Source organism: Acinetobacter sp. neg1 (assembly GCF_000788125.1).
Taxonomy (GTDB): Bacteria; Pseudomonadota; Gammaproteobacteria; order Pseudomonadales; family Moraxellaceae; genus Acinetobacter; species Acinetobacter vivianii.
On record NZ_JSZD01000014.1, the window covers coordinates 163,262 to 176,167 of the forward strand.

Annotated in this window: 13 protein-coding genes; 9 read left to right on the forward strand and 4 right to left on the reverse strand. The window is 43.3% G+C overall.

Features of this window, described 5'->3' with window-relative positions:
• Nucleotides 1–129: 129 nt before the first annotated feature.
• From PJ15_RS10345 to PJ15_RS10365, 5 genes are read left to right on the forward strand one after another with little or no spacing between them, the layout of a single operon-like run.
• Nucleotides 130–948 (forward strand): ABC transporter ATP-binding protein, encoded by an 819-nt coding sequence (locus PJ15_RS10345; protein ID WP_004775920.1) that lies wholly within the window; start codon nucleotides 130–132, stop codon nucleotides 946–948.
• Entirely contained in the window at nucleotides 945–1,724 is a 780-nt protein-coding gene (mlaE, locus tag PJ15_RS10350) for a lipid asymmetry maintenance ABC transporter permease subunit MlaE (protein WP_004775919.1), read from the forward strand. The genes PJ15_RS10345 and mlaE overlap by 4 nt, the downstream gene beginning before the upstream one ends.
• On the forward strand, nucleotides 1,724–2,398 hold the full coding sequence (locus PJ15_RS10355) for an outer membrane lipid asymmetry maintenance protein MlaD (protein WP_047430477.1): 675 nt from the start codon (nucleotides 1,724–1,726) through the stop codon (nucleotides 2,396–2,398). Before mlaE ends, PJ15_RS10355 begins: the two co-directional genes overlap by 1 nt.
• 19 nt (nucleotides 2,399–2,417) lie before the next feature.
• Nucleotides 2,418–3,050, forward strand: coding sequence for a phospholipid-binding protein MlaC (locus PJ15_RS10360; protein WP_004775917.1), 633 nt, complete (start codon nucleotides 2,418–2,420; stop codon nucleotides 3,048–3,050).
• Nucleotides 3,051–3,061: 11 nt separating this feature from the next.
• Entirely contained in the window at nucleotides 3,062–3,349 is a 288-nt protein-coding gene (locus tag PJ15_RS10365; protein WP_005259845.1) for a lipid asymmetry maintenance protein MlaB, read from the forward strand.
• Between the two features lie 45 nt (nucleotides 3,350–3,394).
• Here PJ15_RS10365 and PJ15_RS10370 read toward each other — a convergent pair whose 3' ends face one another.
• Entirely contained in the window at nucleotides 3,395–4,411 is a 1,017-nt protein-coding gene (locus PJ15_RS10370; protein WP_047430480.1) for a CorA family divalent cation transporter, read from the reverse strand.
• Nucleotides 4,412–4,583: 172 nt separating this feature from the next.
• Between PJ15_RS10370 and PJ15_RS10375 the strand changes: the two genes are divergently transcribed.
• Both PJ15_RS10375 and PJ15_RS10380 read left to right on the forward strand, forming a co-directional pair.
• On the forward strand, nucleotides 4,584–5,168 hold the full coding sequence (locus PJ15_RS10375; protein ID WP_047430484.1) for a TIGR00730 family Rossman fold protein: 585 nt from the start codon (nucleotides 4,584–4,586) through the stop codon (nucleotides 5,166–5,168).
• Between the two features lie 10 nt (nucleotides 5,169–5,178).
• On the forward strand, nucleotides 5,179–5,574 hold the full coding sequence (locus PJ15_RS10380) for an NUDIX hydrolase (RefSeq protein ID WP_047430486.1): 396 nt from the start codon (nucleotides 5,179–5,181) through the stop codon (nucleotides 5,572–5,574).
• On the opposite strand, the gene PJ15_RS10385 is transcribed toward PJ15_RS10380, so the two are convergent.
• A complete protein-coding gene (locus tag PJ15_RS10385) occupies nucleotides 5,528–6,211 on the reverse strand; it encodes a ComF family protein (protein WP_047430488.1) in 684 nt (227 codons plus the stop codon). The genes PJ15_RS10380 and PJ15_RS10385 overlap by 47 nt on opposite strands.
• Nucleotides 6,204–8,249: an ATP-dependent DNA helicase RecG gene (gene recG / locus PJ15_RS10390; protein ID WP_004775905.1), complete on the reverse strand. Its 2,046-nt coding sequence runs from the start codon at nucleotides 8,247–8,249 to the stop codon at nucleotides 6,204–6,206. Before recG ends, PJ15_RS10385 begins: the two co-directional genes overlap by 8 nt.
• A gap of 18 nt (nucleotides 8,250–8,267) precedes the next feature.
• Here recG and PJ15_RS10395 point away from each other — a divergent pair, with 18 nt between their 5' ends.
• Both PJ15_RS10395 and PJ15_RS10400 read left to right on the forward strand, forming a co-directional pair.
• Nucleotides 8,268–9,086 carry an NAD-dependent epimerase/dehydratase family protein gene (locus tag PJ15_RS10395; protein WP_047430491.1) on the forward strand — a complete coding sequence of 273 codons (819 nt, stop codon included), beginning with the start codon at nucleotides 8,268–8,270 and terminating at the stop codon, nucleotides 9,084–9,086.
• Between the two features lie 127 nt (nucleotides 9,087–9,213).
• Nucleotides 9,214–10,194 (forward strand): putative solute-binding protein, encoded by a 981-nt coding sequence (locus tag PJ15_RS10400; protein ID WP_047430494.1) that lies wholly within the window; start codon nucleotides 9,214–9,216, stop codon nucleotides 10,192–10,194.
• A gap of 39 nt (nucleotides 10,195–10,233) precedes the next feature.
• Here PJ15_RS10400 and plsB read toward each other — a convergent pair whose 3' ends face one another.
• On the reverse strand, nucleotides 10,234–12,780 hold the full coding sequence (plsB, locus tag PJ15_RS10405; RefSeq protein ID WP_004775900.1) for a glycerol-3-phosphate 1-O-acyltransferase PlsB: 2,547 nt from the start codon (nucleotides 12,778–12,780) through the stop codon (nucleotides 10,234–10,236).
• Between the last annotated feature and the right edge of the window lie 126 nt (nucleotides 12,781–12,906).

Below are 12,906 nucleotides of genomic sequence, written 5' to 3' on the forward strand. Positions count from 1 at the left end.
CCAGATTATTCCCAAGAATAACTACATAAATTAAATACTCTTGATACATCCCTTATCAAAATGGAAACAAGCGTTTAATGTTTCAGTGTATAGTATGCGTGCATAAAAAGTGCAGGAATGAATGCCATTATGAATAACAAATCTCCTCTCGATGCAGAAGCCTTAATTGAAGTTAAAAACTTAAGCTTTAATCGAGGAGAACGCGTCATTTATGACGATATCAGTCTCAAAATTCGACGTGGTCAAATTACTGCAATTATGGGACCATCTGGCACAGGTAAAACCACCTTGTTGCGTTTGATTGGTGGGCAGTTGAGTCCAGATCATGGCGAGGTGTTGCTGGATGGGAAAAATATTGCTGCCATGTCGCGTCATGAATTATTCGCTGCACGTGCACGTATGGGAATGTTATTCCAGAGTGGTGCATTATTCACAGACATGTCGGTTTATGAAAATGTGGCATTCCCAATCCGCGCACATACCAAATTGCCAGAACATATTATTGCAGAGCTGGTGGCTTTAAAACTGGAATCAGTCGGATTACGTGGCGCTGAGCAGTTAATGCCAACTGAGCTTTCAGGCGGTATGAACCGTCGTGTTGCTTTGGCGCGTGCAATTGCGTTGGATCCTGAGCTGATCATGTATGATGAGCCATTTGCTGGACAAGATCCGATTGTGATGGGTGTATTAACCCGTCTCATCCGTTCGCTACGAGATGCTTTGGATCTAACGACTATTATTGTGTCGCATGACGTGGCTGAAACCTTGTCGATTGCTGATTATATTTATGTGGTCGCTGAAGGTAAGATTCAGGGTGAAGGTTCTCCAGAAGAATTAAAAAATCATGCTTCACCTTTTGTCCGTCAGTTTTTAACAGGTTCAGCTGAGGGGCCTGTGGAATATCAATTTACTCATCAAGCATATTTAGATAACGAGGTTCGTCCATGAATGCGATTGCCTGGCTAGGTAGACTCGTTATTGAGCGAATAAAAGGAATCGGTGCTGCCGCGCTGATGCTCCTGCAAGTTTTATTTTCCATGCCATCAAAAGGTGGTTTTCAGCGCTTTGTTTATCAGATGTATCGTGTCGGGGTGATGTCCCTGCTGATTATTGCTGTTTCAGGCTTATTCATTGGTGCCGTGCTGGGTTTGCAGATGTATAGCATTCTGGTGACTTTTGGCAGTGAAGCAATGCTAGGTACTGCAATTTCACTGACGTTGCTACGCGAACTTGCTTCTGTTGTCGCTGCATTATTATTTGCAGGACGTGCAGGTTCAGCCTTGACTGCTGAAATTGGTTCCATGAAACAAAGTGAACAACTTGCCAGCATGGAAATGATTGGTGTTGATCCACTGCGTCAGATTGTTGCTCCTCGTCTATGGGCGGGTATTGTGAGTTTACCGATGCTTACGGTGATCTTTGCAACGATTGGTATTATTGGCGGCAAGTTGGTTGGTGTTGATTTTTTAGGTGCTGATGAAGGTTCATTCTGGAGTGGTATGCAAAGTAGCGTACAGTTCTGGCATGACATTTTTAATGGCACCATTATCAAAAGCATTGTCTTTGCTTTGATTTGTACATGGGTGGCGGTGTATCAGGGTTATGCTTGTGAACCAACCCCAGAAGGTATCGCGACTTCAATGACCAGAACGGTCGTATATTCTTCACTTTGTGTATTAGGTTTTGATTTCGTGTTGACTGCGGTCATGTTCGGAGGGATTTAATGAAATCACGTACTAGTGAGCTGGCCGTAGGTATTTTTGTCATTATCTTCGGTGTCGCTCTATTTTTTCTTGCGATGAAAGTGAGTGGGTTGGTAGGTACTAATCTACGTGATAGCTACAGCATGACAGCACAGTTTGACAACGTAAATGGTTTAAAGCCACGTGCCAAAGTGACCATGAGTGGTGTGACCATCGGTCGTGTTGAATCGATTACGCTTGATCCTGTATCTCGTCTGGCGACAGTCAAATTTGATCTGGATGGTAAGCTCACCAGCTTTAACCCGGAACAACTTAAAGAGGTGCAGAAGAATGCACTAGAAGAGTTGCACTATAGTTCTGACTATGAGCAAGCTGATGCTGCGAAACAAAAAGAAATGGAACAGCAACTTACCAGTAACATGACCTCCATCACCACACTCGATGAAGATGCTTATATAATGGTAGCAACCAATGGTCTATTGGGTGAGAAATATTTGAAAGTTGTCCCAGGTGGCGGTGTGAATTACCTTAAACGTGGTGACGTGGTTTCAAATACCCAAGGCACAATGGATTTAGAAGATTTGATCAGTAAGTTTATTACTGGTGGTGCTGGTAAAGCCACATCAAGCTCAACAGCGACAGAGAGCCAAGCTTCACAGCCAGCTGCTGAAGCAGAACCTTCTTTTGTTGAGTAATTCAGGTTAGGAGATTGAAGTGAATACATTATTGAAACAAACGCTAACCGCAAGCGTATTATCGACAATGCTTGCAAGTGCGGCATTTGCAGCACCAACAGAAACCCCACCTGATTTTGTTAAACGTGTGGCTGATGGCTTAATTACGCGTCTAAAAGCGGATCATGCCAAGTTGCAAAATAATCCTACATTGGTGAAAAGCATTATTCGTCAAAACCTTGACCCGTATGTGGATTCTCAAGCGTTTACGCGTATTGTGTTGGGTACTTATGCGAATAACCAATATACCAATGCTGCACAACGTGCACAGTTCGAGAAGAACTTCCGTGAAGTGATTATCGAGAACTATGGCGGTGCTTTCGCAAAATATACCAATGAAAGCTATACCATGCGCCCGTTTAAATCGACCAACAGCAAAACACCTGTTGTGACTTTGGACTTCTTGCACAATGGCGAGAAAATCCCTGTGTCGTTCCAGTTAACGGACAAGGGTGACCAGTGGAAAGTACGTAACATTAACGTGTCTGGTATCGACTTGGGCTTACAGTTCCGTAACCAGTTCGCTGCAACTGTTCAACGTAACGGTGGCGATATTAATAAAGCGATTGCAACCTTTAAACCAGATGCAGATGCTGCAGTTAGCAAAAAATAAGTAGGTGACGGGTGATTCAGTATATTGATCAGCAACTTGTCGTTTCAAAAACGATTAATTTTGCAAATGCAGAGCAGATCTATCAAACCGGCTTAAAGCATATTCAACAGCATAAGAATTTTCCTTTAGTTGTTGATTTGGGCCAGCTTGAACAGGGCAATACTTTATCTTTGGCTGTACTGGTGCAATGGTTGCGTCAAACGCCAGAAAATAAAGGTCTGCATTTTAAGAATGTGTCTGAAAAAATGCTGAAAATCATCCAAGCCTGTCATTTACAAGATGATCTGAAATTGATTTGATGATTCTTGTAGAGATAAAAAAAGCACCGTAAGGTGCTTTTTTTATTAAATCCATTTCTTCCAACGGAAGTAAAGTGTCGGGCCAATCAGGAAAGTTAATACCAGCGTAATCACGATCCAGAAACTGGTAGTGCCATGAGAAAAAGGTAAAACCTCTGTGTTCATACCATAAATACTGGCAACCAGCATTGGAGGAGCAAGCATACTTGGAAGAATAGAGAAGCGTTTGAAAGTCTCATTCATCTCGGTATTGGCAAAACCAGTGGTAATATCCAGTAAGAATTTTAGTTTTTGAAACAGGAAGGTGTTGTGCTCAAGTAGAGAGCGTACATCTTCACTCATCTCTCGAATATCTGGATCATAAATATGACTGCCTAGAGCACGCGGTCGGGAAAGGAAAGACAGAACTCGGCGTAAGTCGGTCAAACAAAGCTGAGCTTTTCCTAACATATCTTCCTGATGTGCGAGCCGTGTGATCATGTCATCCAGATCAAGGATCTGTTCACGATGGTGGTCGTTTAAAACCTCGGCTGAATATTCTTCTAAATACTTATGCGTGTCTTCCAGAATATCTGAAAGTTCATCCAGTTTAGATTCAAGTAGACCTAATAAAATCCATACTGGATCTTTATAGTCGATGCTGTAATCATTGCGTCTTGCCCGAGCGCGGAAGGCCCGAAAGGCAACCAGTTTCTCGCCACGTAGCGTGATCAGTTGCGTTTTATCAAGTAGAAAAGCAACCGTGTGGACGGTAGCTGCGAGTGTATTCTCGAGGTCTTCTTGTTCACGATCAGATTGAAAATTTTTATTCTTTGTTAAAAAATAGGTACTGATATGCAAAATTCCGTCATCATCACGGTAGAATCGTGCCGATGAGGAAATATCTTCAAGTGACTTTAAGGTAGGTAGGTTTCGCTCATACGCATCCAGAATCCATTGTTGTTCTTCTTGGGATGGGGCGATGAGATCAATCCAGACCAGATCAGGATGAAGGTCGAAACTGCCATTGATTGTTGCATCTTCTAGACTACCGCGCTCAGTGGCATAAAAGGCTTCAAGCATGTCTTTTTTCCTTGCGCAGTCGATGTAAAGTTTCCGGTCTTTTACCGAAAAGCAGCGTGTATTTTAGACAAGGATGAAACGAAAAACACTTGCCTAAACGTTATTTTTTCAAAAATCTTGTTACATAGCCTACTTTATCAGCATGACAGTTCTATAAAACGGTTTTAATTGTATGAATTCTATATGTGTTTTCTGTGGTTCCTCTCTAGGGAATGATCCTGTTTTCAAGCAAATGGCTCAGTTAACAGGGCAGATGATTGCAGCGCAAGGCAAAACGCTGGTCTATGGTGGTGGACGTTCGGGTTTGATGGGTGTGGTGGCTGATAGTGCGCTACAGGCTGGCGGTCGGGTAATTGGTGTGATTCCCCATGCCTTGGTGGATCGAGAGCTTGCTCATACCGGTTTAACTGAATTGTATCGGGTTAATAATATGCATGAGCGCAAGACCAAAATGGCTGAGCTATCTGATGCATTTGTGGCTTTGCCAGGCGGTGCGGGAACACTCGAAGAAATCTTTGAGCAATGGACTTGGAGTCAGTTGGGAATCCATCAAAAGCCTTGTTCTTTTTTAAATGTAAATGGTTTCTATACCGATCTGCTGAAAATGCTTCAAGCCTCAGTTGACAGTGGTTTTACCCAAGCACGTTTTGTAGATAAGCTCATTGTGGCAGAACAGATTGAAGAGGTTCTGGCTGCATTTGCTGCTTATCAACCTGCAACCCCAAAGTGGCTATCCACCACTGAAATTCAGGCTTGAGGATAAAATTGTGAAAACCATTACTGTTGCTGCCGCCATTATCTTGAATGAGCAAAATCAATTACTGTTGGTCCGTAAGCAAAATACGCATGCCTTTATGCAGGTCGGTGGTAAGCTTGAGCTAGATGAGGCACCTGAAGTGACGATTCAGCGTGAAATTCTGGAAGAAATTGGCTGCGAATGTGAGTTAAAAGAATTTGTTGGTGAATTTAGAACAGCGGCAGCCAATGAACCTGATCATGCCTTGATTAGTTATGTATATGCGGTTGAGTTAAAGCAGGCACCACAAATTGCAGCCGAGATTGCTGAGATGAAGTGGATTGATCTGGATGACCAAGCGACGATATTGGCGCCTTTAACTAAAGAAGTTGTGATTCCGTGGTGTCAGCAGCATGGTTTGAATTAATCTCTTGATCTTGTGCGGCTGCTAGACACAGACTATAAACCTGTTGGCAGCCGAGTTGTTCAAGCACTTGTGATAAAGCTGTAATTGAACTGCCTGTTGTGACCACATCATCGACAATCAGAACTTTGCGATAACGAATCTGGTTTGGTGCTACAGCAACAAATTGCTGTTCAATATTTTCTAGCCGTTCCAGACGGGATAAGCCTTTTTGAGAATGTTGGGCCAAACGTTGTACTGGCTGCCAGACAGGGATATTTAAGTGCTGACTTAGAGATTGTGCCAATAAAAGTGTCTGGTTAAAACCACGCTCGACCAGACGATCTGTTGAAATGGGCATAGGCACAATCGCATGAACTTTTGGAAGTCTGACTTGTAATAACAGGCCATTCAATAAACGTTGATGATGCAGTTTCTGTTCATATTTAAATTGTTGAATGATTCGGTCAATCGGATACTGATAATGGCAGGCCACCAGAATTTGCTGTTGATTCCGTTCAATGCTTTGTTTGAACCAAGGTAGTTGTTGCCAGCAACTCTGACAAACGCCAAAGTGCCGTTTCATACCAATATCACACAGGCTACACGGGGTAAAATAATCAAATAGCTGCTGTGCGGACTTCCCCAGTAATTTAAACATAGGCATATCTTGGGGCTTCAGGTAACCAGCGTTTGAGCAGACCTTCTGCATGTTGTGGATAGTCTTTCAGGATTTGCTCTGCCACATAATGCGCTTGGGTGAGCAGATGGTCATCTCGTTCTAGGCGAGCTACACGAAAGCCCATATCGCCCGTTTGTTTGGTCCCTAACAATTCACCGGGACCGCGAATTTCTAGATCTTTTTCTGCAATCACAAAGCCATCATTACTTTCTCGTAAAATCGAAAGTCGTTCTTGCCCATTTTGTGATAGCGGCGTTTTATAGAGTAGGGCGCAGAAGCTGGCTGTAGCACCACGACCTACACGACCTCGTAGCTGATGTAATTGAGATAAACCTAAACGTTCTGCATTCTCAATCACCATAATCGAAGCATTGGGCACATCGACACCTACTTCAATCACCGTGGTGGCAATCAACAGTTGTGATTGATTGTCTTTAAAGGCTTGCATGACCGCTTGCTTTTCATCGGCTTTCATCTTGCCATGTACCAGCCCAATATTGATGTCTGGAAAGCGTTCTTTAATCTCTTGGTAGGTTGCTTCCGCGGCTTGGGCATCCAGCGTTTCAGATTGCTCGACTAAAGTACACACCCAATAAGCCTGTTTACCTTCACGACAATTGGTTGCTATGCGCTGTAATACCTGTTCCCGACGTTCGAGTGGAATGGTGACGGTCTGAATCGGAGTACGACCTGGCGGCAGCTCATCAATAATCGAGGTGTCTAAATCGCCATAGGCACTCATGGCTAAGGTGCGGGGAATTGGGGTTGCTGTCATCACCAATTGATGGGGAGTGAACTGGTCAGCACCTTTATTGCGCAGGGCAAGACGTTGATCGACCCCGAAACGGTGCTGCTCATCAATAATGACCAAACCTAATTTAGAGAAACCAACCGTATCTTGAAACAGGGCATGCGTGCCTACGATCAGTTGGGCATGACCTTCTTTAATTTGTTGCTCTGCCTGTGTTCTGGCCTTGCCTTTTTGTTTGCCTGACAGCCAAGCCACCTGAATGCCTAAAGGCTCAAACCAGCGTTTAAAGTTTAAATAATGTTGTTCGGCCAAAATCTCGGTCGGTGCCATCAGTGCCACTTGCCAATCTGCTTCCAGCGCATGACAGGCTGCGACAGCGGCGACTAAGGTTTTGCCAGCGCCAACATCACCTTGTACCAGACGTAACATCGGTTGATCTTGTTTAAGATCCTGCAAGATTTCCTTAGAAACGCGTTTTTGCGCATTGGTCATCTGAAAAGGAAGGCCTTCTAATAATTTCTTGGCCAATACTTTGCTGCTACTAAAACGTGGGGCTGAAATCTGACGGATATAAGCTCGACGTGTGAGTAGACTGATTTGATGCGCCACCAGTTCTTCAAAAATCAGACGCTGTTGTGCAGGATGTGAACCTTGATTGAGCTGTAACATGTTGGCATCGGTTGGCGGCTCATGGATGTAATGCAACGCCTCTTTCAGTTCATAGCCATTGCTATATTTGCTCGGCAATAATTCGGGCAGGTCATCACTGTGATGAGTGAGTGCCTGACGCACGTACTCACGTAATTTGGGTTGGGTCAGGCCTTCGGTACTTGGATAAATCGCAGTAAGCTGGGTTTTAGGCAGGGCAGTATGTTGCTGGATCACTTGAATTTCAGGATGATACATTTCTAGACCGCGTGCACCAACGCGGACCTCACCAAAAATGCGCAGGCGTTGCCCCATTTTGATACGATCCGTTAAGCCTTTATAGATATGATAGAAGCGTAAGGTGACCTTTCCGAAATCATCTTGGACCAGTGCAGCAAGGGATTTCTTTTTTCCAGGTGGGAAGTCCACAGAGCGAACCTCACCTTCAAGCAAATAACTTCGTCCAACGACCAGCTGATTCATTGGAATAATAGTGCTACGATCTTCATAGTCACGGGGAAGATGGAATAACAAATCATCCGTGCTAAAAATATGAAGCTTTTCTAAGAGGGTCGCTGCGGCAGCACCAACGCCTTGTAATTGCTGAACTGATGTCATCTCTGGTCAAAGGTGTGTATGCATATTTTATTTATTGGTTATGGTAAAACATCTCAGCGTGTCGCTAAACACTTATTTGAGCAAGGTCACCACATTAGCACAATAAGTCGCAGTGCAAAAACAGATTGTTACGCGACCCATTATATTCAGGATATCCAGCAACTTGATTTGACGGGGTTTCCTCCGATACAGATGGTGTACATGCTGCTTGCACCTGCCCAAAGCGGTATTGAAGCTTATCAGCAGACCTATGTCGACAGTGTGGAACCTATTGCTAAAGCCTTAAAAGCGCACCCTGTACAGCGCATCGTGATTGTATCTTCAACCCGCGTCTATGGTGAAAATGCAGGGGAGCGCATTGATGATGAGAGCGAGATTCAACCTGCTGATCCGCAAGGACATTTGCTTCGGCGTATGGAGCTGATGTGGCAGCAGCATTATCCGCAACATAGCATTATTGTTCGTCCTACAGGAATATACGGCACTTCCATTGCCCGACTCAAAAAACTGGCTGAGCAAAGCTCGACTTATCCTACGGTTCATTTCAGTAATCGTATTCATATTGATGACTTGGCGAAATTTTTAGCGTTATTGGTTAACTTGGCTCAAGTCGAAGCAAGTTATATTGTCACCAATAATTTACCTATTCCGATGCACGAAATTCTGTTGTGGTTTCAACAGCAATTAAATTTAGCCCCTTTAAAATTACTTTCAGAACAACAGACTGGCAAGCAAATTTATGCCACACGATTGCCAAAAAATGGATTTAAATTTGACCATTTGATTTGCTTTAATGACTACGCTGCGGCTTTATCTGTCCATAGTAATGAAAAATAATTCGACTACACTGTAAAGAAAGCTTAAAGAGTTGGTATGGATTTTGAATCATAACTATCAACAGATTCCGGAAAGGAACTGCCTGAGTTGAGCACGAGGTTTGCTGTAGGGTGTAAAAGGGTGATCAATGAGAAAAATAATGTGCATGGGCCTGCTTGGATTAATAACAACAGCGAGTTGGGCGACTGAACAAAGCTGGTGTGTATTTGATCCATTGGGTATACAAGGGGATATTAGCCGCCGTTTACAGGATGTTCGTACATACGCATTGCAAAATCAGGTGCAGCTCAAGTTTAAAGTCTTTAAAAATGAAAAAGATGCGATACAGTCCTTTGAGCAAAAACAATGTTCTGGTTTGGTGGCTTCAAATTTTAATACGCATCGCTATAACAATTTTATGGCGACAACGGGAGGAATTGGACTCATCCCGAATAATCGTGTGGTGCGCGCCTTTCTACAATTGTTAAATCATCCTAATGTTGAAAAGCGGATGGTTGGTTCGGATTATGAAATGCTGGGGATGATTCCGATTGGAACGGCTTATATGATCATGAATACCCAGCAGATCAATAAAGTGTCGCAGCTAAGAAATAAAACCATTGGGATTCTGGCCGATAATCCCCCACAGTTGGCTTTGGTGCAAAGTGTGGGTTCGAAGCCGATTTATGTCGATTTCTCTAATGCGGTTGATTCATTTAAACGTAAAAAGATTGATATTCTGGCGGCTCCCGCTTATGGAATACTGCCATATAACTTAAAAAAAGAATTTGGTGAGACCACACAGGTGGTGAATTTTCCTGTGGCTTATTTTGCCATGAATATTGTGATTCGGCCTCAAGCTTATCCTGCTGGTTTTGGTCATCAGATACGCACATGGTTTGTCAATAATAGCAACGTCTTGGCTGCACAGGCGATCCAGTGGGAAAATCATTTACCTGCTTATTACTGGGCGGATATCTCGGGTTATGAAAAGCAGGGATACGATGCTTTGGTGGCCAAGATTAGTAAACGTTATGTCGATGCAGGCTATTACGATGCGTACTTTGTCGAGTTGATTAATCGGCTGCGTTGTCAGGATGATCCTAAATATTTGGGCTGTCGCCACTAACAGTGAAAGAAAAAGGCAACCGAAGTTGCCTTTTTATGCTTATGCTTTCTTACGTTTTAGGCGACGTTTGGCTTGTTGTGATGCCATTGCTTCCAATGCCTCAGCCAGTTCTTCATCACTAAAAGTGGTGATGTGCTGTAGCATTTGTAAGGTGGTTTCATCCAGCACCAGTTGTGCCCCAGCTGCCATTTCACTGAAATTATCATCATATTCAATGAAGCCTTGCTCATTGTTACGAATGTAATTTTGCTGTGTCAGGACTTTAATAAAGCTCTGGAATAGCGCTTTATCGAAGAACTCTGGCGAGTTGAATTCATACAGCACAGACAGGCGTTGACCCAGTAAATGGCTTAGTTCTTCCACTTGTTTGGTTGAGATATTCCCTGAACCACGTTGTGTGATCAGTGCCAGCGTCATGTAGTAACGTTCTAGGCTCTGTTTCACTGGCATTGCCAATGTAACCAGTTTTTGATGTTCTTCGCTGTTTGGTGTTGGGCTAAACAGGTTGCCATCGTTATCTTGGAAAATCAGGCCAATCTTCACCAATGCATCGATATAGCTATCAATCTTTTGCTGTAAATCACTCACTTGCCATTTCATGAACAGTTCAGCTTTCAAGAATGGATATAAGGTGCGAATCACGTTGCTTAAATCATTCTTGTGAATTTTTCCGTTGTGCTCAACCAGAGAAGCGACCAGTGACGGTAATACAAAGGCATGCAGGATGTTATTACGGAAGTAAGTCAGCAAGACTGCTTGGTTATCTTCAATCGCAATAATATCGCCTAATACATGTTGTACGCGTTTAATTAGTTTCAACTTGAGACCATAGGCAACGATTTCTTTACCTGATAAAGAGGTCACTTGAGTGCGTTCATCATAAGGTTGCTGGGTTGCCAAATCACGATAGATGTCGAGTTGTTTCGCACAGATCTCTTCATCCAAAGTGTGTTTTGGTGTTGCAAGCAAGATTAAAGAAAGCAATGAAACTGGATTGATTACCACTGCACGGTTGATGTTTTCCAGAATCAGATGCGCTGAGTCTGCAACGACCGTTGAAATCTCGGTAGAGCTTGGTACGTCAGTCGGGTTTTGCTCGATATTATTCTGCTTCAGAATGTCATTCAGGAACACAGGTTCACCGAAGTTCACATGCACTTTACCGAAGATGCGTTCAATTTTGCGTAAGGTTCTTACAATACCAAAAATTGACTCGGCTTCTTTTGGCTTACCTTGCATTTCACCAACATAGGTTGAGCCTTCCATCAGACGCTCATAACCGATATAGGTGGGAACAAATACGATCGGCTTGGCTGGTCCACGTAAATGCCCTTGAATGGTCATCGCCAACATACCTGTTTTCGGCGGTAATAAACGCCCTGTACGTGAACGTCCACCTTCAATGAAGTATTCGATTGGGGTGTTGCGCGATAAGATGCTGTATAAATATTCTTTAAATACAGATGTGTAAAGTGCATTGCCACGGAAAGAGCGACGAATAAAGAATGCACCACCACCACGTAATAACTGGCCTACAAATGGTAAGTTGAGGTTATCACCTGCTGCGATATACGGAATCATCAAGCCACGTTTATAAATCACGTATGACAATAATAAATAGTCGATATGGCTACGGTGACAAGGGGTGTAAACGATTTCGTAGTCTTTTGCCAGTTCACGAACCGTACTGAAGTTATGGACTTCAACGCCGTCATAGAGCTGTGTCCATAAACGGGTTAAAGCCATATCGGCAAAACGCACTGCAGATGCCGAGTAATCAGAGACGATTTCATTGACATAGCCAATTGCACGACGTTCTGCTTCGAGCATGCTGATTTTATGCTGAATGCTTTCACGACGAATCGCATCTTGCACTTCAGGTGACTTGATTACCGATTGCATCACATTACGGCGATCTGATAAATCGGGGCCGAGAACCACTTCACGCTGTTGATCGAGGTAAGTGTCTAGTGAGCTGGCAATATAGGTTGCTGGTGAAACATTTGGATGATTGGTCTTGGCATAGTCAACCAGTTCACGTAGCGATTGTGGTTCATGAAACTCTAAATAAGATTGTCGGCCGTGCAGACCAATATTCATCAACTGTTTGACTGTACCCGGGGTTGCCCATGTATCAGAGAATAAAAGTTTGAACCAGGAATCTTCTTTGTCTGGCGAACGTCCCCAAAGTACCGTAACAGGCACAAGTTGAACATCAACATCAGGATGTTGTTCAAGCGCTTCAACAAGTTGCAATAGGCGAGGAGGGAAGGTTTGCGTATTAAAGAAATTATTTTCGTTGTGATGTAAAAACAGGACTGAGTTTTTTTCTTGATATGATCCAAAACTCAACGGATCCAGTGCTGGTTTTAAATTGAGGCGACGGGTTTCACCATCGACCACCAATGCGTTACTACGCGAATAATTCTGTAAAACATAGCAAACTAACTTATTTGATTCTGTTGTATTTTGCTCTGCTGTGGTGGATTCTGTAGGAACTTCACCAAGAACATGTGGGGTTACCACAAGGTCAAGTAACTTACTCGAAAGTTGGCGATACATTTGACCAAATCCAGTCTTGGACATTACAAACTCCTAAATCATAATCCTGGCATCGATTCATGATGAACACGACATTCTGCGGTATTCTTACATAAAACGGTATGTTATTTTCTGACAAAATATAGCGTATTTGGTAGATTTTATCGTTAA